The sequence below is a fragment of the uncultured Nevskia sp. genome (genome assembly GCF_903885465.1).
Lineage (GTDB): Bacteria > Pseudomonadota > Gammaproteobacteria > Nevskiales > Nevskiaceae > Nevskia.
The window spans coordinates 1-20,235 of sequence record NZ_CAISIQ010000212.1; the positions used below are offsets into that span (position 1 = coordinate 1).

A 20,235-nucleotide genomic window follows, 5' to 3' on the forward strand; every position below is an offset into this window, starting at 1 on the left:
ACCCTTCAGCACGATGTTGTCACCCGTTCCGCAACCCGCCAGCGAGATCTTCTCGCCAGGACCCGGCGTCTTGCAGACCGGCGCCGGTGGCGGCGGCGGGCAACCCGTTTCGTCCACCACGCTGCCCGGCGGCGAATCAGGGCACTGGTCCACTCCGTCAACCACGCCGTCACCGTCCGTATCAACAGGCGCAGCGACTGGAACCACGGCTGGCTCCGGCTCGGCGACCGGCGGCGCAGGCGGCGGCGGCGGCTGCACGAAGTAGTACTTGACCGAGAAGGTCAGCGATTCCGTCTTGTAGCGTCCACGTAGATAGGTCTGCGGCTGGTCCACATAGGGATAGAAATCAGCCTTCGCCGAACGCATGTTGCGGTAGTCGATGCCGAGGGTCATGCCCTTGAACACGTCAACCTGGATACCGCCACCGAACTGATAGCCAAACCGGGCATCGTCCGCTTTCCGCGATTCGGGGTTTGCACCGAGGTCGCCGTTGTTGTTGGCCAGCAACACCTGAAGCGCGTTGGTCTGTGCGTTATTCAGAATGAAACGATTGATGCCGCCGCCGCCACCGATGTACGGGTGGATCCGCCAGGACGGAAAGAAGTCGTACCAGAGGTTCGCAAAGCCCGACACCGTCGTCAGACGCGTGCCCTTCGGGTCCGGCATGCTGCCATCCGGGTTGGTGATCGAATTGGCACGCTCGCGACGCAGCGACAGTTCGAATTCCGGACGGATGCCGATCGGAAACTTGTAGCCGACCACGAACTGGCCGAGCACGTTCTTCTCGAATCCGTAGTCACCGGCAGGGCCGCTGTTCTGGATCTGCGGCAACTCCACGATGACGGGCGGCTGAGTGAGGAGGGTCCGGGTACCGGCCAGATCAAAGCTGATGTCATCAGCCTTGTTGATGCCGAACTGCATACCTACATAAGGACCGTCATAAGCAGAAGCAGCTGCTGAAACGATCGATGTTCCGATTACCGCAACGATCTTCAAGAGACCGGTTCCTGGGCGATTCATTTTAATTCTCCCCAACTTGATTATTGGCAGTTAAGCAACTGTTCTTGAGTCCAGTCGTCTTAGCTGCCGTATTCCCACGACACGGTCACGCCGTACGTACGCGGATTGGCCCAGATCACTGTGTCGCCGAAATCCTGGCGATAGGCGTTGGTGTAATACGTGTCGTCGTTCAGGTTCTTGCCGTACAAGGTCACACGAACGCGCGAGCGCGGGTCATAGACACCGAAGCGCGCATTCAGCAGGTAGTACGACGGCTGCTCGAGAGAGTTGTTGGCGGTGTAGTAGAAGCCCGAGGTGTAGTACACGTCACCAGCCAGTTCAGCATCCAGTCCGAAGAAGAACGGGAAGGTGTAGTTGGCGGAAGCAGTACCGGTGAACTTCGGCGTACGGACCGTGGTCTTGCCGCTGAAGTCGATGTTGTTCTGATTCAGGTACAGATCGTTGAAGCCCTGGCCAGTGAAGTTGTTGTAGGTACCCTTCAGATACACACCGGTCAGGCCGAGCACCAGCGCATCGGTGACAAACCAGTTGACTTCGCCTTCCGCACCGTAGACCGAGTACGAACCGGCGTTCTGCAGCTTGGTCACGCCACCGCTGGTCAGAGACAGCGTCTGCAGCTGCGCATTGCTGATCGTGGTGAGGAACGCTGCACCGTTGAGCTTGAGCGAGCGATCTTCCAGCAGCGACGACTTGAAGCCCAGTTCGTTGCTCGACGCCAGTTCAGGCTCGACGCGCGTCGGCGGGTTGTTGATGTTCAGGCCGTTATAGTTGCCCGATTTGAAGGCTTCCGAATACTTGTAATAGAGCAGGACGTCGTCGGTCAGCTTGTAGTTCAGACCCACCGTCGGCGTGAAGCTCTGGAACGTCTTCTGCTGCGGGGCGTACTGGATTGCGTTCAGCTGCGGCGTGGTCAGCACACCACCGCCCAGCTGCGGAATGACCAGCTTGACGCCGACACCGGCAAACAGCAGCTTGGTGTCTTCACGGGAAGCACGACCTCCGGCAACCACCGAGAACTTCTCGGTGATATGGAACGTCAGCTGGCCGTAGAACGACTTGGCCTTGTTGGCAACACCACCGTAGATCGGAACGTTGACCAGGATGTTCTTGTTGGTATCCGCGTTGGCACTGCAATCGCCGCCGATGTTGGCGTAGATCTGGCAAAGCACCGGTGGACCACCCAGCACTGCTGAGCCGGCGATGTTCAGGCCATAGGCCAGCGGATCGACCGTTGCCGGGTAACGGCCGGTCTTCTTGGTGCTTTCATAATAGAAACCGCCGACATACTCGAGCCAATCCGGCGTCGCTTCCGCGCTCGAGGTGAAGATCAGCTCGAACGATTCGGAGTTGGCGCGGTTCGGAACGGCACTGATGTCGAGCACCGGTTCCGGTGCCGAGTCATAGTCGAACAGGATGGTGCTGTTTGCAGCGGTCTTGCCGTAGATCAGCTTGGCATCGAAGTAGTCCGACATCTTGTTTTCGGCATAGGCCGAGAAGATGCGGGTACGGGCGAACACGCCGATGCTGCTGACGTTGCCGCTCTTGTTCTTTTCCGTGTTCGGCGTCAGCACTGCCTTGAACAGCGGCGCGACGGTCAACAGATTGGTGGCAACCGAATCCGGATCCTGGGACTTCAGATCGTAGAACGCGACGCCAAACTGCATGTCGTCGATCGGATCCCACTGCAGCGCGCCGCGATAGCCGCGGTTGCGATAGGAGTGGTAGTCCGGCTCCTTCGGATCATAGAAGTTCGTGGTGTAGGAATCGCGATTCTGGTACACGAACGAGGCGCTATAGAGCAGCGTCTGATCGGTGAACGGCACCGGACCGGAGACCGAAACCTTGGTCTTCGCGTCGTTGTAGTTGCCGTACTGCGCCAGCACGCTGGCTGCGAAATCCTTGGTCGGCTCTTTCAGCTTGATCGTGATCGCGCCGGCAATGGCGTTGCGGCCATACAGGGAACCCTGCGGACCCTTCAGCACTTCGATCTGCTTGACGTCGCCGAGCGCCTGAGCGGCCGAGAACGTGAACGGCAGATAGAGGCCGTCGATATAGGTGGCAACCGAGGAATCGACGCCGGCCTGGAAGGCGTCGCCACCGATACCGCGAATGAAGATGATCGAGTAGCTGGCCATCGAGTCGTACTGCAGACCCGGCGTGATCAGCTGAAGATCCTTGATGTCGGCGACGCCCTTGGCGTCGAGTGCCGCACCACTGAATGCCGAGACGGACGTCGGCACTTCCTGAAGATTCTCTTCACGCTTTTCAGCAGTGACGACGATCTCTTCGGTCAGACGATTCTTGACGGTGCGTGGGCCCGACGCTGCGGCCTCAGGAGCCACGGCTTCTGCAGCAGCAGGCTGGGCAGCAGCAGCTTCCGGCGCAGTTGCGGCAGGAGCTGGCTCGCTGGCAACCGGTGCCGGTGCGGCTTCGGCCGAGGCCGGTGCACTGGCAGGAGGTGTTGACTCCGTCGGCGACTCGGACGGACCGAGAATCGCATCGAGATCACTGTCGCCTTGAGCAGCGGCCTGTCCCATGAGCGCGGAATTGACCAGCACCGCCCATCCCAGACGCCGAAGCATACTTTCGTTCACTTGCACCCCCCTCCGCACTTGACTGACTTTTGTTATTGAGCGGCGCGATCTCTTTCGAGTCGCTGCCTGCGTACCGCCTGGTCTGCCTCGCCGGCTTGCGCCGGTTCCCTACAAACCACTCGGTCTGGCATGCGCTTTCGAGCGCCTTCTCAAACTCGTATGGCATCGTACTTTATTAAAATTGGCCATGCAACAACTGAATCGGAAATTCAGCGTTTTATCTTCGTCTACCCTTTTTCAGTAAATGCCATTCATTACTTTGACATGGCTTGTACGTCCGTCAACATCGTCTGGATTCACTGAATCAAGCATATTTTTAAGTGCTTTCTTCAATTGGCCGCGTCGCCCCCCGAACTGAGCGCAACCCACTACCTTGTTGTATGCGGTCCAGGATGAATCATGTTTAGTCGCGCTGTAAGATAGTAAGCAAGCATAATTAATTGCTGCTTTGCACAAAAAAAATCCGCGTTTCCGATCGCAGTCCTTCCGGGCAACTGGCAGCCTTGCAAAAACAAGGTTTGACGACCAACGCGGGCCTACATGAATAAGGAGAGAGAGATGACCACGCTTGAATCGATGACCGCTGCCGGTCAGCCGCTATGGATCGAAGGCTGCTCGCCGAAAGCCGGCCAACTGGCACGCGTGCATCTGCGCAGCACGGCCGACATCGCCGCCGTAGAAGCGATTGCGCCCGAGCTGCTGCTGCCGGGCATCTCGATCTATGACTGCATTCGCGCGTCGGCCGCACGCACGCCGGACAAGGCGGCGATCATCCATCTAGCTTCAGCCGATGCCGCCGATGCGCCCCGCGTAATCAGCTACCGCGAGCTGATCGATTCGATCGAGAAGGCTGCCCGCCTGTTCCGCGCCATCTCCGGCAGCGAGCGCGCCAGCGTGTCGATCATCCTGCCGATGCTTCCCGAAGCGCTGATCGCCGCCTGGGGCGGCGCCACGGCCGGCATCTCCAATCCGATCAATCCTTATCTGGAGACGCGCCAGATCGCGTCGATCATGAATGCGGCGAAGAGCACGGTGCTGGTCACCACCACGCGGCGGTACGGCGCCGGCGCCTGGGATCGTCTCGACGAGATCAAGAGCCTGGTGCCGACGCTGAAGCGCGTGCTGATCGTCAATGGCGACGATGCCGCTGATGATTTCTCGGCGACCGTCGCTGCGCAGGAACCGGGCCTGGGCTTCACGCCACCGAGCGATCCGCATGCGGAAGCGGTCTATCTGCCAACTGGCGGCACCACAGCGGCACCGAAGCTGGTGCGCATGACGCATCGCGGCCAGTTGCTCGCCGCCTGGATCATGGGCGCGCTCGCTGACCCAAGCTCGGAAGGCGTGGTCGGCCATGCGATGCCGAACTTCCATGTCGGCGGCGGCGTGATCCTGTCGCTGCGCGCCATCCTCTACGGCCAGACCCTGCTGACCCTGACCACCGACGGCTTCCGCAGCCAGGCCGTGGTTCGCAACTTCTGGGACATCGCCCGTCGCCATCGCGTATCCAGCCTGATCGCCACGCCGGCCACTGCAGCCGCGATCCTGGCGCTGCCGGACAGTTCTTCCGAAGGTCATTGCATCAAGAGCTTCAACGCCGGCGGCAGCACCATTCCGGTGGAACTGCTGCGCGCCTTCCACGCCCGCTTCGGCATCTGGTTGCGCGAGCTGTGGGGCATGTCGGAAATCCAGGGTGCGGTCTCCGGGCATCTGGACGACGGCAGCGAACCGGTCGCCGGCTCGGTCGGCCGCTGCCTGCCCTGGCACCCGGTGATGGCGATCGAAGTCGACGCCGACAACAAGCTGGTCCGCATCTGCGAACCCGGAGAACGCGGCGTGCTGGTGATCGGCGGACCGAACGTCACGCCGGGCTACGCCGATGCCAGCCTCGATGACGAGTTCTTCGTCAAAGGCATGCCCGGCAGCTTGCGCTGGGCCAATACCGGCGATCTCGGCACCGTCGACGCCAACGGCTTCATCTGGCTGTTCGGCCGCGCCAAGGACGTGATCATCCGCGGCGGCCACAACATCGATCCGAAGATGATCGAGGAAGTGCTGGTCTGCCATCCGGCGGTGCAGATCGCCGCCGCCGTCGGCCGTCCGGATTCGTCCAAGGGCGAGATGCCGATCGCTTACGTGCAGTTCAAGGAAGGCCACAGCGCCTCGCGCGAAGAACTGCTGGCGCTGTGCAAGGACAAGGTGCAGGAACGCGCCGCCGTGCCGATCGACATCATTGCGCTGACGCAGATTCCGATGACCGCGGTCGGCAAGATCAACAAGCCCGCGCTACGTCTGCTGACCATGCGCCAGATCGCCAACGAGGAATCGACCAAGATCATCGATGGCTGCGGCCACTGCGAAGTCAGCATCGATGAAACCGGCAAGCGCCCGGCCGTGCAGATCAAGGTCCAGGTCGCCGCCGATCGCCTTGGCGATATCGAAAGCAAGCTCAAGCATCGCTTCCGCGACTACGAGTTCCTGACCGTCATCGAGATGACGGCTGCCGCCTGAGCAGCCCATCGATCCAGACGTCATCCCTGCCCTGCTGACCTTTGCTGTCGGCAGTGCAGGGCTAGTGCGATGAACATCGGGCATCCCGATCGACGGCCGGCAAGCGCTGCGATTGGGTTAATATCTCGCCGCTGTTTGACTTGGCCGGTGTAGCTCAGTTGGTAGAGCACTCGATTTGTAATCGAGCGGTCGCGAGTTCGAATCCCGCCGCCGGCACCAATTCAACAGATCCCCGCGTCCTGAAGCTGATCCCGAGCCTGGCAATCGCCGGCGTCAGCGCGCCTTCAGCGCGTCCAGAAAAGCCTGCAGCGAAGGACCCGGCGTAGCCGTCCGCAAGCGCACCTGATACAGCGGCCGCCGGATCCGCAAGGCCTTGACCGGCACCACGACCAGACGTCCTGCATCCAGCTCGGTCTGGATCGACAGTGCCGAAAGGAACGCCAGGCCGGCGCCGGCTGCCACCGTCTGCTTGATTGCCTCGGTGCTGGCCAGGGTCATCGCCGGGCGGATGCGGATCTTGCGATTGGCGAGCGCAATTTCGGTCACCTCGCGAGTGCCGGAGCCGATCTCGTGCATCAGCATCGGAAAGCTTTCGAGATCGCTGACCGACAACGGCGCCTGCAGCACGGCGGCATGTGCCGGATGGGCGATCAGCACCAGTTCGTCCTGGGCGAAGATCGCGTAATCGAGCTGCGCATCGTTGACCACGCCTTCGGTAAAGCCAAGGTCGATTTCGCCGCCGACCAGACGCCGTTCGATGGTGTTGGTGTTGTCCACCTGCAACTCCAGCTCGACACCCGGATGCTGCCGACGGAACGCGGCCAGCCGCTCGGGCAGCAGATAGCTGCCGATGGTGCGGCTGGCACCGATGATGATCCGGCCGCGAACCAGTTGGCGCAGATCGACCAGCGCCCGCTCGGCCTCCGCTTCGATCGCGAACAGGCGGTTGGCATAGCCGAGCAGCAGGCGCCCCGGCTCGGTCAGCCGAACACCGCGTGGCAGGCGGTCGAACAGCTTCAAACCCAGCGCCTGCTCGAAGTCGGCCAGCTGCTTGGAAACTGCTGATTGGCTGATGTGCAGCTGTTCGGCACCACGGCTGATGCTGTCCGCCCCGGCCACCGCTTGAAAGATCGACAGGTGATTCAGATTCATGCGGCTCCCCGAGCGCGGCCCGGCTGACATGAACGATAGAGATCGATCACATGCGTATTTTCCATTATCTATATGTGGCCGTCATCCCTACACTCGCGTTTCCCCATCCCTCAGTGATCCGAGCATGACCGAGCAGAAAGCAACCAACGTGACCTGGCATGAAGGCGAAGTGACGCGTGCCGAACGCGGCCAGCTGCTCGGCCAGAAAGGCGCCACGATCTGGTTCACCGGCCTGTCCGGCTCGGGCAAGAGCACGATCGCTGTCGCGCTCGAGAAGGTGCTGCACGAACGCGGTCATCTGGCTTATCGCCTGGATGGCGACAACATCCGCCTCGGCATCAACAAGAACCTCGGCTTCACTGCCGAAGACCGCGCCGAGAACATCCGCCGTATCGGCGAGATCGCCAAGCTGTACGTCGATACCGGCGTGATCGTGCTGTCGAGCTTCGTCTCGCCGTATTGCGCCGATCGCGACGTGGTGCGTGCGCTGCACGCCGAAGCCGGCATGGACTTCATCGAGGTCTATGTCGAAGTGCCTCTCGAAGAAGCCGAGAAGCGCGATCCCAAGGGCCTGTACAAGAAGGCCCGCGCCGGCCTGATCAAGAACTTCACCGGCATCAGCGATCCCTACGAAGCGCCGGTCGCCCCCGAGCTGCTGCTGCACACCGCCGAAATGAGCCTGCAGCAGGAAGTCGAGGCCGTCCTCGCCCTGCTCGCTGCGCGCGGCATCATCAAAGCCTGAACGTCCCTATTCCAACGAGTTGAACGCCATGATCAAGCCGCACGGTTCCACCGAACTGAATCCGCTGTACGTCGCTGACGATGCCAAGCGCGCCGCGCTCGCCAAGGAAGCCGAAACCCTGCCCTCGCTGCTGCTGAACTCGGCCGCTGCCGCCAACGCGGTGATGATGGGCGCCGGTTACTTCAACCCGCTGAGCGGCTACATGAACCTCGCCGACGCACTCAGCGTCGCCAAGGACATGAAGACCACCGCCGGCCTGTTCTGGCCGGTGCCGATCGTCAACCTCACCAGCGACACCTCGATCAAGGCCGGCAGCCGCATTGCCCTGCGCGATCCGAACGTCGACGGTCATCCGGTGCTGGCGGTGATGGACGTCGCCGCCGTCGAAACGGTCAGCAGCGAGCAGATCACGCTGATGGCGGAGAAGATCTTCGGCACGCTCGATCCCAAGCATCCGGGTGTCGGCACCTTCACCACGCTGGGCAATACGCTGCTGTCCGGCAACATCCAGGTGCTGAACTACAGCTACTTCCCGGCCGAGTTCCCGGACACTTTCCGCACTGCCGTCGAAATCCGCGCCGAGATCACCAAGCGCGGCTGGAAGAAGGTCGTCGCCTTCCAGACCCGCAACCCGATGCACCGCGCGCACGAAGAACTGTGCCGCATGGCCAAGGAGCGCCTGAACGCCGACGGCATCGTCATCCACATGCTGCTCGGCAAGCTGAAGGCCGGCGACATTCCAGCCGACGTCCGTGACGCCGCCATCCGCAAGATGGTCGAGCTGTACTTCGAGCCGAACACCGTGATGGTCTGCGGCTACGGTTTCGACATGCTCTACGCCGGCCCGCGCGAAGCCGTACTGCACGCGATCTTCCGCCAGAACATGGGCACCAATTACCTGATCGTCGGCCGCGACCACGCCGGTGTCGGCAGCTATTACGGCCCGTTCGATGCGCAGACGATCTTCGAAAGCGTGCCCAAGGGCGCGCTGGAAATCGAGATCTTCGGCGCCGACAACACCGCCTGGAGCAAGAAGCTCAACCAGGTGGTGATGATGCGCGAAGCACCGGAGCACACGCCGGACGACTTCATCAACCTGTCCGGCACCAAGGTCCGCGAGATGCTCGGCAAGGGCATTGCGCCGCCGCCGGAGTTCTCGCGTCCGGAAGTGGCGAAGATCCTGTCCGACTACTACCAGGATCTCGATCGGGCTGCGGCCAAGGGCTGAACCCGGAACGCCGGAGGGCACGCATGCGCCCTCCGGCATCCTGATCGGCAGCGGACTGCCGCCGCCAATCGGCGCGCGGCACCGCATTGCCGCTGCGGCGTGATAATCGAGTCTGGTTTCCCCACCAGCGCGCCCGATGTCCGCCAGCGAACTGCAACCCCAACTCGTCGAATGGCTGAATTTGTTCAGCAAGCCGTTCTTGCGCGCGTTGCTGTTCCCGTTCGACCCGCAGTCGCCGCTGTATCTGCCGTATCTGCTCACCAGCCTGCTGTTCGGCTGGCTCGGCTGGCGCTACTTCGAGCGCGCCGCACCCGGTGCGATCCAGGAGTTCTTTGCCAAGCACTTCAGCCGCGCGCAGTGGTGGCATGATTCGGCACGGGCCGATTACCGCTACTACTTCGTAAACGCCGTAGTGTTCACGGTGCTGATCGGGCCGCTGCTGCTGTCGGCCGCCTGGTGCGCGGACCGCGCCCGCGATCTGTTCCAGCTTGGTCTCGGCACCGGCCCGGCCTGGACTGCCGGTCTCGCTTCGCGCATCGCCTACACGGTGCTTTTCTTCATCGCCTACGACCTCGGCCGCTGGATCGCCCACAGCCTGCTGCACGAATCGAAACTGCTCTGGGAATTCCACAAGGTGCATCACTCGGCCGAAGTACTGACGCCGGTGACGGCCTTCCGCGTCCATCCGGTCGATCTGCTGGTGACCTTGTCGGTGCCAGCGCTGACCACCGCGCCAGTCACCGGCCTGTTCCTGTACCTGTATGCCGACGCGGTCACCGCGTTCAGCTTCCTGGGGCTGAATTTCGTCATCGGCCTGTCCGGCCTGATCGCCAACCTCAAGCACTGGCAGGTCTGGTTCCGTTACGGGCCGCTCGACGGCTGGTGGATCAGCCCGGCGCATCATCAGATCCACCACTCGGCCGACCCACGCCACTGGGGCAAGAACCGCGGCTTCGAGCTCGGTTGCTGGGATCGCTGGTACGGCTCGCTGCACATCCCGGCCAAGCACAACGAAGTGACGGCGATGGGCTTTGGCGATGGCAGCGAACCGCAATGGCATTCGGTGCGGCAGATGATGTTCCAGCCTTTCGTTGCTGCCTGGAAGCTGCTGAACAGGCCGGCTCGTGCGGCAACGGCTGCGCTGCTTGTGACCAGCCTGTTGATGCTGGCGATCCCGCACGCGACTGCGGCCGAGCCTGCCGGCATGCGCATCGAGGACATGACCTGGCCGGAGCTGGCCGCGCGGATCAAGGCCGGCGCGACGACGGTGCTGCTGCCGATCGGCGGCATCGAGCAGAACGGCCCGGCGATGGCCTTCGCCAAGCACAACCGCATCGTCGTCGCGGCCGCGGATGCGATCGCCATCGAAGCCGGCAATACCCTGGTCGCGCCACTGGTGCCGTTCTCGCCAGCCGGCGGCTTTGCGCCACGTAGTGCGCACATGCAATGGCCGGGGACGATCAGCCTGCGCGAGTCGACCCTGAACGCGGTGCTCGAAGACGAGGTGAGCAGCCTCGCCGTCGCCGGCTTCACGCGCATCGCGCTGCTCGGCGATCACGGCGGCAGCCAGCCGGTGCAGGACGCGCTGGTCAAGCGACTGAATGCGACGCTCGCTTCACGCGGCGTGCAGCTGATCAGCCTGAACCGCTATTACGATCCTGGCTCACCCGCCTCGCTCGCCGACCGCCTGAAGGCACTCGGTGCCGATCCAGCCGATGCCGGCGATCACGCCGGGCTGGTCGATACCTCGGAGCTGCTTTCGGTGGCGCCGGACTTGATCCGCACCAAGCTGCTTTCACCTGAAAGCTGGGCGCCGTATCAGACCGCGCCGGGACCGGGCTCGTCCGGCCGGCCGGACAAGGCGAGCGCAGAACTGGGACGCGGTCTGCTCAAGCAGCGCATCGATGCGGCGGTCCAGCAGCTTCAAGCCACGACGAAGTAATCGCTACAGCAGCATCGACGCCAGCGGCAGCGTGATCAGCGACAGCACCGTGCCGATGCCGATCACCAGATTCGCCAGGCTCGGATTGAGCTTGTACTGCTCGGCGAGGATGCCGGCGGTGACCATCGGCGGCATCGCGCACTGCAGGATGCCGGCGACCGCGATCGGTCCGTTGATATCGAGGCGCAGCGCCAGGGCCGTGCCCCAGACGAGCAGCGGCGCGAACAGCATCTTCCAGCCGAGGCCGCCGAGCAGAGTCAGGCGGTTCTCGCCGATGCCGCGGAACTTCAGCTGCAGGCCGACCGAGAACAGCGCCAGCGGCGTCAGCGTCTGGCCGATGCGGGTCAGCACGGTCTGCAGGATTTCCGGCAGACCGCCGAGTGGCCACAGCACCAGCGCGATCACCAGCGCCAGGAACGGTGTGAAACCGAACACCCGGCGGACGATCTGCGCCGCCGTCGGCTGCGCGCCGGAAAAATAGGCGGCGACGATCACGCCACCGATCGACAGCATCGTGAACGAACCGAACTGGTCGGCGATCACCGCCGCGCCGACCAGTTCCGGCCCGCGCAGCGCCTCGATCATCGCCAGGCCCATGTAGGCCGTGTTGCCGAGGCCGCAGGTGAGGATCATCGCGCCGGTGGTGCCACGGCTCCAGTTGCGGCGGCGGCCGGTGTAACTGAACACCGCGATCGCGCCGAAGAACACGAACCAGGGGGCTATCGCCGGGAACAACAGTTCGCGCGTGAAGTGCAGCTTGGGAATCTCGACCAGGATCAGCGCCGGCAGCGCGACGTTGACGATCCAGAAATTCAGCGCCTGAGGCGCGCCCGGCGGCAGGCGCTGATCGCGCGCCATGGCAAGACCGATGCCCAGACACAGGGCCAACAGCAGGATTGCGCTCATCGCCAGCTCAGTTTGATTTCGACGGGCAGCCGATCAGGTGATCGTCGACCACGCCCACTGCCTGCAGATAGGCGTAGATGATCGTCGTGCCGACGAACTTGAAGCCGCGCTTGAGCAGCGCGTTGCTGATCGTGTCGCTCAGCTCGGTGCGCGCCGGCACCTGCTTCATGTCGGTCCAGCGATTGACGATCGGCTTGCCATCGACATGCTTCCACAGCCAGGCATCGAGACTGCCGTGCTCCTCGCAAAGCTTGAGGTAAGCCTGCGCATTGCCGATGGTCGCGTTGATCTTGAGCTTGTTGCGGACGATGCCGGCGTCGGCCATCAGGCGCTCGCGATCGGCATCGGTATAGGCAGCGATCTTCTTCGCATCGAAGCCATGGAAAGCGCGGCGATAACTGTCGCGCTTGGCGAGGATCGTCGACCAGCTCAAGCCCGCCTGCGCGCCTTCGAGGATCAGGAACTCGAACAGCAGCTTGTCGTCATGAACCGGGCGGCCCCACTCAGCATCGTGATAGGCGCGCTCGCCCGCCGTCTTCATCGCCCACGCGCAAGGCGTGGGCGGCAACGCCGCGCTCACGCGAACTGCAACCGTTGACCGAAGGCCTGCGGACGCAGCACACCATCGCGATAGACCAGCTTGCCGTTGACCCAGGTCGCGTCGATGCGCGCCTTGAAGCGATGGCCGTCGAACGGCGACCAGCCGCACTTGTAGCGCAGGCTTTCCGGAGTCACATCGGTGACGCCGTTCGGATCGACGACCACCAGATCGGCATAGCCACCTTCGCGCAGATAGCCGCGATCGACAACGCCGAAGCGCTCGGCCGGCGTATGGCAGGCGCGCTGCACGACGGTCTCCAGCGGCAGTTCGCCGCGCTCGACCAGTTCCATCAACGCCAGCAGCGAGTGCTGCACCAGCGGCAGGCCGCTCGGCGCCTTGAAGTAGCTGTTGGCCTTCTCGGCAGCGGTGTGCGGCGCATGGTCGGTGGCGATGATGTCGATGACGCCATCGCGCACGGCAGCGATCAGCGCTTCGCGATCGGTCGCCGATTTCACTGCCGGATTGCACTTCAGCTTCGAGCCCAAGGTCGCGTACCAGGACTCGTCGAAATACAGGTGATGGACGCAGGCCTCGACACTGATCCGCTTGGTCCGCGCATCGCCCTTGGCAAAGAAGTGCAGCTCGCTCGCCGACGTCATGTGCAGCACATGCAGCCGGGTACCGTGCTTGTCCGACAGGCCGACGGCCAGCTCGGTGGACTTGTAGCAGGCCGCCGCCGAGCGGATGTACGGATGCTCGGAGAACGGCACGTCCTCGCCGTACTTCTCGCGCGCCGCGTCCTCGGCGATCTTGATCATCGGCGTGTCTTCGCAATGGGTGACGATCATCACCGGCGCGCGCTGGAAGATCTTGTCGAGCGTGTCCGGGTTGTCGACCAGCATGTTGCCTGTGGATGCCCCCATGAAGATCTTGATCGCGCAGGCCTCGCCCTTCTGCAGCGCTTCCAGCTCGCTCAGATTGTCGTTGGTGGTGCCCATGTAGAACGCGTGGTTCGCGAAGGTGCGGCCGGCGGCGATGCGGTATTTGTCGGCGAGTGCGGCGCGAGTGATCGTCTGCGGATTGACGTTCGGCATGTCCATGAAGCTGGTCACGCCACCGGCGACGGCAGCGGCCGATTCGCTGGCCAGATCGCCCTTCGTGGTCAGACCCGGCTCGCGGAAATGGACTTGGTCGTCGATCAGGCCAGGCAGCAGCAGGCGGCCTTTGGCATCGAACACTTCGACGCCGGCCGGAGCCGTGATCTTCGGCGCGATCTTTTCGATGCGCTCGCCGCGAATCAGCAGATCCGCCTCGAAGCGGCGGCCTTCGTTGATGAGGATGGCGTTGGTGATCAGCATGGCGGTTTGCGGAGGTTCGGACCTACGCAATTATGCGCCTCAGGCTCGCATCGGAACTTGAATCAGCCCAAATCGCCCCAGAGCAGCTGCAGCGCGGCCAGCGCCGCGACGCCCGCCGTCTCGGTCCGCAACACCCGCGGCCCAAGGCCGATGCCGACGCAGCCGGCGCGGCGCGCAGCGGCGATTTCGTTATCCGACAGCCCGCCTTCCGGGCCGATCAGCAGCGCGATCTTCGTGGCTGCCGGCAAACTGCGCAGCGACACTGACTCGGTCGGCGCGAGCACCAGGCGCAGTGCCTGATCGCTGCTCGCCAGCCAGGCCTCGAGCTTCTGCACCGGCAGCACTTCCGGCAGCCGGGTGCGGCCGCTCTGCTCGCAGGCCGAGACGGCGATGCCGCGCCAGTGCTCCAGCTTCTTGTCCCAGCGCTCGGCGTCGAGCTTGACCACGCTGCGCTCGGATAGCAGCGGCAGGATGCGGGTGACGCCCAGCTCGACCGCCTTCTGCACCGTGTAGTCCATGCGCTCGCCTTTCGACACGCACTGCGCCAGCGTGATGTCGAGCCGCGATTCGCGATCAACCGGCTCGAAGCGGTCGACGCTGACCGAGACATCGCGCCGGCCGGTGGCCGTGATCGTCGCCGCGTATTCGCCGCTGTCACCGTTGAACAGTGTCAGCGGCTCGCCGATCTTCATGCGCAGCACCTGGGCGACGTGGCGTGCCGCGTCATCGGGCAGATCGAGGCTGGCGCCGACGGTCAGCGGCACGGGAATGTGGATGCGGGTCATGGCGTCGCGGATGGGTCAGGGACTTCAAGTGTGGCGGCTCGCTGCGCCGGCTCGCCATCGGCCAGCTTTTTCGCCGCCGCGTAGAAACGCGGCCAGTCGCCGCCGGCTTCCTCGAACAGCTTCGCGAAGCCCGGCAGCCACTGATGGTAGAGCCCGAACGGCAGCAGCTTGGCGTTGTTCAATTCGCCATCGATCCAGCCGTCGTAACCGGCATAACTCTGCCAGGGGCCATCACGCAGCTGGCGGTAGTCGGCACGCAGGCGCTCGAACTCGGCCTGCTTCGCGCTGCGCATCTCGGCTTCGACGATGCCGCTCGCGTAAAGCTTCTGCAAGCGCTCGCGCGTGGCGAGGATCAGGGCCGCGAACTGATCAGCCCGTTCGCTGCGAATGCTGCTTTCAGCCGCTTGATGACGCGCCGCGCGCCACTGACGCAGCCCCTGCTGCTCGACGAAGCTGGCGAAGGATTCGTTGAAGCGGGTGTCACCTTGCAGATACAACTGCTGGTGCGCCAGCTCGTGAAAGACAGTGCCGGCGAGATCGTCATCGTCCCAGCGGAGCATGGTGTTGAGTACCGGATCGTCGAACCAGCCCAGTGTGGAATAAGCCGGCACCTGACCGATGTAGACCTCGTTGCCCTGCGCCTTCAGCCGCTCGGCTTCGGCTTTCAGACGAACCTCGTCGTAGTAGCCGCGATAGGCGACGCAGCCGGCGACCGGGAAGCAGTGCTCGACGGCGTCCAGCGAAAACTCCGGCGTCGCGAACAGGTTCTGCAGCACCCAGGGACGGCCGAGATCGGCGTAGCTCGTGTAGCTGCCATTGCGCGGCAGGCCGAGCGTGTCGGAGGCGAAGGCGCGCGCTTCCAGCGCCAGCTTGAGCTTGGCCTTGAGCTTGTCGTCGGTCGCCGGATCGGCGATCAGCTTGGCGATCGGCTGCCGGCTGCGCAGCAGCTCGAACTGGCCTTTGGCCATATGGGCGTAGTAATCCAGCGTCGAGCAGCCGGACAGCAGCACGCTGGCGATCAGCAGCAGGCACCGCCTCATGCGCGCGCCAGCTCGAAGTACGAGCCTTCGATCAGCTGCTCGCGCGACACACCGAGCGCCGCCAGCGTGGCGTCGACGAACGCACGCTCGGCTTCCGGATCAGCGCCTTCTGGCACCACGGCTTCGATCTCGCCATACGTGCCGAGGCCGTCGACTTCATCGAGATGCAGGCGCACGTTGCGGCACAGCAGCAAGCTGCGGCGCTTGGCGACGATGGCCAGCACGCCGAGCGTGCCGGCGAGCAGGCTGCGCATCGCCTCCGGATCGGGCACCGGCACCATCCGGTACTCGCTGAGCTGCAAGCCCTCGCGCTCGACCCGTCCGTAGCCGATCAGGTAGGCATGCCGTGCACCATCCCGCGCTTCCTCGCGCAGCTTGAGCTTGCCGCTGGCGACGACGAAAAAGGTATCGCGCTGCGTGAGCACGGCTTCCGGCTGGTAGCCGATCGCGATGGCAGCTGCTTGTGCCGCGGCGTGGTCCGGCAGCCGGAATTTCGCTTCTAGATTGAACATCCGCGCTTCAGTTGTTCAGGCGGCGACCACCGTGACCGGCACGCCATTGAGTGCGGCGTTGCCGCAGACCGCGTCGAGCCGCAGCTCATCGGTCAGATCGTTCGGACTGACGCCAGCATGAGCTTCGGCAATGCCGATGCGCGTGCCGCTGCGATCGTGGCCCCAGCCATGCGGCAGGCTGACCACGCCCGGCAGCATCGAATCGCTGGCTTCGACGATCACGTCGACAGCACCGACTCTCGACGCCACGCGCACCATCGCGCCATCGGCCAGGCCATGGGCGGCGAGATCGTCCGGGTGCATCAGCAGGTGGTTGCGCACCGGCCCTTTCACCAGCCGCTGCGAGTTGTGCATCCATGAGTTGTTGCTGCGCACATGGCGACGGCCGATCAGCGACAGCGCAGCGGGCTGGGCATCGTCCAGCTCGGAAGCGAATACCGCGAGTGCAGCGATCATTTCCGGCGGCGCGCAGAGGATGAACTTGCCCGGGTTCGCCAGCCGCTCCGGCAGACAGGGCTCCAGCGCACCGAGATCGACGCCATGCGGCGCTGCTTTCAGTGCTGCCAGCGATAGATTCAGTGGATGTTTCTTCATGCCGCCGTACGGGCCGATACGCAGCCCCATGTCGATGACCTGATCCGGCCGTGGATGCGGCGCACGCTTGGCTCCCAGCCGCTTGGCGATGCGATCGCCGAGCGCTTCGAAGATCTCCCAATCGTGCCGCGCGTCGGCCGGCCGCTCGAACAGCGCTTCGCTGTAGCGCGCGGTGTTGCGCACCGCGAACGTGTGGAAGATCAGATCGTAATGATCGTGCTCCAGCGTGCAGGTCGGCGGCAGGATCACGTCGGCGTGACGCGTGGTTTCGTTCAGATAGAAATCGACGGCGACCATGAACGCCAGCGAGTCCAGCGCGCGATCGAGCTGGGTGCCGTTCGGTGTCGACAGCACCGGGTTGCCGGCGACCGTGATCAAGGCACGAACTTGTCCTTCGCCGGCGGTGAGAATCTCTTCCGCAAGTGCAGCAACCGGCAACTCGCCACCGAACTCCGGCAGGCCGCGCACGCGGCTTTTCCAGCGGCCGAAGCTGCCGGGCCGCGAGGTCGGGTTGTCAACCAGATCGACCGCCGGACGCGTGAACATCGCCCCGCCCTCGCGGTCGAGATTGCCGGTAACGATGTTCAGCAGCTGGATCAGCCATTGGCACAAGGTGCCGTGCTGCTGCGTCGACACGCCCATGCGGCCATAGGCAGCAGCGCGCGGCGCGGCGGCGAACTCTCTGGCGATGCGCTGGATGGTCTCGACCTTGATGCCGCAGTGCGCCGCGAGCTTGTCGAGATCGAGCGCGCCGATATCGGCCAGCGCCACTTCCAGCCCGTCCTCCATTGCGGCCAGCTTGCCCGGATGGCCGAGGTTTTCGTTGTCGATGATTTTCAGCAGGCCGGCGAGAAACGCGGCGTCGGTGCCCGGGCGAATGAACAGATGCTCGTCGGCAACCTCGGCGGTTTCCGAGCGGCGCGGATCGAGCACCACCATGCGACCGCCGCGCGCCTGCAGCGCTTTCAGGCGTTTCGGGAACGCTGGCACCGTCATCAGGCTGCCGTTGGACGCCATCGGATTGGCGCCGAGTATCAGCAGGTAATCGGTGCGATCGATATCGGCGATCGGTACCAGCAGCTGATGCCCGTACATCCAGTAGGCGAGCAGCTGGTGCGGGAGCTGGTCGACTGAAGTCGCCGAGAAACGGTTCTTCGTCTTGATTGTGCCGAGGAAGCGCGGGCCATGAGTCAGGCCGCCGTAGTTGTGCACGGTGGGGTTGCCGAGATAGTTGGCGACGGCATCGCCACCGTGCTGTTCGACGATGCTGCACAGGCGGTCCGCCACCAGATCGAAGGCCTCCTCCCAGGCCATTTCCTGCCAGCCGGATTCAGTACGCCGTATCGGTCTGCGTAGTCGATCACCGTCCTCGTACAGGTCTTTCAGCGCGACCGCTTTCGGGCAGATGTGACCGAGCGACAGCGGGTCGGCATCGTCGGGGCGGATCGACAGGATTTCGTCGCCGGCAACCCGGATTTCCAAGCCGCAGATCGCTTCGCAGAGATTGCAGGCGCGGTGATGAATGCGAACGTCGCTGGCTGCATCGGCTGGCATCTTGGTTGTGCTCTCTGCTTGTTTGGCTGCGGCTAACTTAGCGCAATCCGCTCGATATACTTCTGCCCCGCTTTCAAAGGCTGAATTCCGATGTCGTTCAAGGCCCTGACGCTTGATCTCGACGACACGCTGTGGCCGATCGCGCCGACCATCCAGGCCGCAGAAGTAGCCGCCAACGCCTGGTTCGCCGAGCATGCACCGGTGGTGCTAGAAGCCTGGAACGAAGGCGGCCGGCTGCTGCTGCGTAACCGCGTCGTCGCCGCGTTTCCCGATCAGCGCCATGACCTCGGCTTCCTGCGTCGCGAGATGTTCCGGCAGATGCTCGCCGACTGCGGCCTCGATGACCGCCGCGCGGCCGAGGTCTACGAGGTGTTCATCGCCGAGCGCCAGCGAGTGACCCTGTATCCGGGCGCACTCGCCGCGCTGGAAAAATTGGCCGCGCGCTATCCGCTGGCCGCCGTTTCCAACGGCAATGCCGATCTTGCGCGGATCGGTCTGGACCAGCATTTCCGTTTTTCGCTGTCGGCCGGCGAACACGGTGCTGCGAAGCCGGACCCGGGCATCTTTCTCGCCGCCTGCGAACGGCTGGGTATCGATGCCGGCGAGGTATTGCATGTCGGCGACGATCCGCACACCGATGTACTCGGCGCCCGCCGCGCCGGACTGCGTGCCGCCTGGATCAACGTCGAAGGCTTGCCCTGGGCGCATGACGAGCACGCGCCCGAAATCGAAGCGGAATCATTTGCCGAACTGGTCGAGCGACTGCTGCAGCGCTAGCGACTCAGGCCGCCGGCTTGGCCTTCTGCTTGTCGAGCCAGACTTCCAGCCCTTGGGTGTTCAGTTCGATGTCGAAAGCCAGCCATTCGCGGGCTACTTCGTCGGTCACCGGCGAGGCATTCGCCGCCAGTTCTTCGAGCGAGTAGAGCATCAGCGCTTCGTAGATGCGGGCGTGACGGTCCGGCACTTCGGCCAGATGCAGGGCGATGCTCTGGTACATCGCGATGCCGCCGCCGAGATCCGCCGCCAGTTGCGCGACGTTGTCGACACGCCCGTAGTGGGTCAGGAACATGAACGCCGGATCGGCTGCGAGATAGCGGCTGAGGGTCTTCAACCAGGCCTCCGGCTCGAACTGCACCGGCGTCGTCGTCGGCATCAGGAAAGGACCGTTCGGGCCATCGAACAAGCGGTACGACAGGCCGAAGGTATCGCCAGTGAACCAGCCGCCGCTCTGGACATCCCAGATCGAGAAATGATGGCGGGCATGACCGGGCGAGTCGATGAAGCTCAGTTTGCGGCCGTTGAAATCGAGCACGTAGTTGTCATCGGCAACGATCACGCGATCCTCGGCCACCGGCAGGATTTCGCCATACATCGTCGCCATGTTCTCGGGGCCGTAGACCGCCGTCGCACCCGCGATCAGCGCCGAAGGATCGATCAAATGCCGGGCACCGCGCGGATGCACCACCAGCTTCGCGTTCGGGCAGTCCTTCATCAACAGGCCAACACCACCGGCGTGATCGAGATGCACGTGGGTCGGGATCACATAGGCGATCTGATCGAGCCCGATGCCGCGCTCGGCAAGCACCGCCTTCAGGCCCGGCACCGATAGCGAAGTGCCGCATTCGATGAACGCGTACTGGTCGCCACTGCGCATCAGATAGCAGCAGGCCAAGCCGGTGCGCTGCTGCTCGGTATCGATGCAGCTGATGCCGTCGGGGTAGTCGATGACAGCCGGAAGCTTGGCGGGGAACATGGC

General features: G+C 63.7%; 16 protein-coding genes and 1 tRNA gene. 6 read left to right on the forward strand and 11 right to left on the reverse strand.

Features of this window, described 5'->3' with window-relative positions:
* Together QZY06_RS07965 and QZY06_RS07970 are read right to left on the reverse strand one after the other, a co-directional pair.
* Positions 1 to 996, reverse strand: a 996-nt coding sequence (locus QZY06_RS07965) for an outer membrane beta-barrel protein (protein WP_295682585.1), incomplete at its 3' end; no start/stop codon positions are given.
* Positions 997 to 1,079: 83 nt separating this feature from the next.
* Positions 1,080 to 3,614: a TonB-dependent receptor gene (locus QZY06_RS07970; protein WP_295682587.1), complete on the reverse strand. Its 2,535-nt coding sequence runs from the start codon at positions 3,612 to 3,614 to the stop codon at positions 1,080 to 1,082.
* A gap of 558 nt (positions 3,615 to 4,172) precedes the next feature.
* Between QZY06_RS07970 and QZY06_RS07975 the strand changes: the two genes are divergently transcribed.
* Together QZY06_RS07975 and QZY06_RS07980 are read left to right on the forward strand one after the other, a co-directional pair.
* A complete protein-coding gene (locus QZY06_RS07975; protein ID WP_295682588.1) occupies positions 4,173 to 6,125 on the forward strand; it encodes an AMP-binding protein in 1,953 nt (650 codons plus the stop codon).
* A 143-nt stretch (positions 6,126 to 6,268) separates the two neighbouring features.
* Positions 6,269 to 6,344, forward strand: a tRNA-Thr gene (locus QZY06_RS07980).
* A 54-nt stretch (positions 6,345 to 6,398) separates the two neighbouring features.
* Here QZY06_RS07980 and QZY06_RS07985 read toward each other — a convergent pair.
* Positions 6,399 to 7,277 (reverse strand): LysR family transcriptional regulator, encoded by an 879-nt coding sequence (locus QZY06_RS07985; protein ID WP_295682590.1) that lies wholly within the window; start codon positions 7,275 to 7,277, stop codon positions 6,399 to 6,401.
* A gap of 124 nt (positions 7,278 to 7,401) precedes the next feature.
* Here QZY06_RS07985 and cysC point away from each other — a divergent pair, with 124 nt between their 5' ends.
* The 3 genes from cysC to QZY06_RS08000 all read left to right on the forward strand — a co-directional run bounded on the left by cysC (position 7,402) and on the right by QZY06_RS08000 (position 11,189).
* Complete coding sequence (gene cysC / locus QZY06_RS07990; protein WP_295682592.1) at positions 7,402 to 8,019, forward strand: adenylyl-sulfate kinase; 618 nt, start codon at positions 7,402 to 7,404, stop codon at positions 8,017 to 8,019.
* Between the two features lie 28 nt (positions 8,020 to 8,047).
* Positions 8,048 to 9,247, forward strand: a complete 1,200-nt coding sequence (sat, locus tag QZY06_RS07995; RefSeq protein WP_295682594.1) for a sulfate adenylyltransferase — start codon at positions 8,048 to 8,050, stop codon at positions 9,245 to 9,247.
* A gap of 136 nt (positions 9,248 to 9,383) precedes the next feature.
* On the forward strand, positions 9,384 to 11,189 hold the full coding sequence (locus tag QZY06_RS08000; RefSeq protein ID WP_295682596.1) for a creatininase family protein: 1,806 nt from the start codon (positions 9,384 to 9,386) through the stop codon (positions 11,187 to 11,189).
* A gap of 3 nt (positions 11,190 to 11,192) precedes the next feature.
* On the opposite strand, the gene QZY06_RS08005 is transcribed toward QZY06_RS08000, so the two are convergent.
* The 7 genes from QZY06_RS08005 to QZY06_RS08035 form a co-directional block, all read right to left on the reverse strand.
* Complete coding sequence (locus tag QZY06_RS08005) at positions 11,193 to 12,095, reverse strand: AEC family transporter (protein WP_295682599.1); 903 nt, start codon at positions 12,093 to 12,095, stop codon at positions 11,193 to 11,195.
* A gap of 7 nt (positions 12,096 to 12,102) precedes the next feature.
* Entirely contained in the window at positions 12,103 to 12,636 is a 534-nt protein-coding gene (locus tag QZY06_RS08010) for a DNA-3-methyladenine glycosylase I (protein ID WP_295682603.1), read from the reverse strand.
* A gap of 35 nt (positions 12,637 to 12,671) precedes the next feature.
* Positions 12,672 to 13,994, reverse strand: a complete 1,323-nt coding sequence (locus tag QZY06_RS08015) for a dihydroorotase (protein WP_295682605.1) — start codon at positions 13,992 to 13,994, stop codon at positions 12,672 to 12,674.
* A gap of 62 nt (positions 13,995 to 14,056) precedes the next feature.
* On the reverse strand, positions 14,057 to 14,779 hold the full coding sequence (locus tag QZY06_RS08020) for a 16S rRNA (uracil(1498)-N(3))-methyltransferase (RefSeq protein ID WP_295682606.1): 723 nt from the start codon (positions 14,777 to 14,779) through the stop codon (positions 14,057 to 14,059).
* Entirely contained in the window at positions 14,776 to 15,819 is a 1,044-nt protein-coding gene (locus QZY06_RS08025; RefSeq protein WP_295682608.1) for an aminopeptidase, read from the reverse strand. Before QZY06_RS08025 ends, QZY06_RS08020 begins: the two co-directional genes overlap by 4 nt.
* Positions 15,816 to 16,331, reverse strand: coding sequence for a class IV adenylate cyclase (locus QZY06_RS08030; RefSeq protein WP_295682611.1), 516 nt, complete (start codon positions 16,329 to 16,331; stop codon positions 15,816 to 15,818). The genes QZY06_RS08025 and QZY06_RS08030 overlap by 4 nt, the downstream gene beginning before the upstream one ends.
* Positions 16,332 to 16,346: 15 nt before the next feature.
* Entirely contained in the window at positions 16,347 to 18,479 is a 2,133-nt protein-coding gene (locus tag QZY06_RS08035) for a molybdopterin oxidoreductase family protein (protein ID WP_295682613.1), read from the reverse strand.
* 90 nt (positions 18,480 to 18,569) lie between these two features.
* On the opposite strand from QZY06_RS08035, the gene QZY06_RS08040 reads away from it, so the two are divergent.
* On the forward strand, positions 18,570 to 19,256 hold the full coding sequence (locus QZY06_RS08040; protein ID WP_295682615.1) for an HAD family hydrolase: 687 nt from the start codon (positions 18,570 to 18,572) through the stop codon (positions 19,254 to 19,256).
* 4 nt (positions 19,257 to 19,260) lie between these two features.
* On the opposite strand, the gene QZY06_RS08045 is transcribed toward QZY06_RS08040, so the two are convergent.
* On the reverse strand, positions 19,261 to 20,232 hold the full coding sequence (locus QZY06_RS08045) for an MBL fold metallo-hydrolase (RefSeq protein ID WP_295682617.1): 972 nt from the start codon (positions 20,230 to 20,232) through the stop codon (positions 19,261 to 19,263).
* Positions 20,233 to 20,235: the final 3 nt, after the last annotated feature.

Excerpts from the sequence above, each read along its gene's own strand:
- QZY06_RS07975 (WP_295682588.1), top strand. The coding sequence starts at position 4,173 with ATGACCACGCTTGAATCGATGACCGCTGCCGGTCAGCCGCTATGGATC.
- QZY06_RS07985 (WP_295682590.1), bottom strand. The coding sequence starts at position 7,277 with ATGAATCTGAATCACCTGTCGATCTTTCAAGCGGTGGCCGGGGCGGAC.
- cysC (WP_295682592.1), top strand. The coding sequence starts at position 7,402 with ATGACCGAGCAGAAAGCAACCAACGTGACCTGGCATGAAGGCGAAGTG.
- sat (WP_295682594.1), top strand. The coding sequence starts at position 8,048 with ATGATCAAGCCGCACGGTTCCACCGAACTGAATCCGCTGTACGTCGCT.
- QZY06_RS08000 (WP_295682596.1), top strand. The coding sequence starts at position 9,384 with ATGTCCGCCAGCGAACTGCAACCCCAACTCGTCGAATGGCTGAATTTG.
- QZY06_RS08005 (WP_295682599.1), bottom strand. The coding sequence starts at position 12,095 with ATGAGCGCAATCCTGCTGTTGGCCCTGTGTCTGGGCATCGGTCTTGCC.
- QZY06_RS08010 (WP_295682603.1), bottom strand. The coding sequence starts at position 12,636 with ATGAAGACGGCGGGCGAGCGCGCCTATCACGATGCTGAGTGGGGCCGC.
- QZY06_RS08015 (WP_295682605.1), bottom strand. The coding sequence starts at position 13,994 with ATGCTGATCACCAACGCCATCCTCATCAACGAAGGCCGCCGCTTCGAG.
- QZY06_RS08020 (WP_295682606.1), bottom strand. The coding sequence starts at position 14,779 with ATGACCCGCATCCACATTCCCGTGCCGCTGACCGTCGGCGCCAGCCTC.
- QZY06_RS08025 (WP_295682608.1), bottom strand. The coding sequence starts at position 15,819 with ATGAGGCGGTGCCTGCTGCTGATCGCCAGCGTGCTGCTGTCCGGCTGC.
- QZY06_RS08030 (WP_295682611.1), bottom strand. The coding sequence starts at position 16,331 with ATGTTCAATCTAGAAGCGAAATTCCGGCTGCCGGACCACGCCGCGGCA.
- QZY06_RS08035 (WP_295682613.1), bottom strand. The coding sequence starts at position 18,479 with ATGCCAGCCGATGCAGCCAGCGACGTTCGCATTCATCACCGCGCCTGC.
- QZY06_RS08040 (WP_295682615.1), top strand. The coding sequence starts at position 18,570 with ATGTCGTTCAAGGCCCTGACGCTTGATCTCGACGACACGCTGTGGCCG.
- QZY06_RS08045 (WP_295682617.1), bottom strand. The coding sequence starts at position 20,232 with ATGTTCCCCGCCAAGCTTCCGGCTGTCATCGACTACCCCGACGGCATC.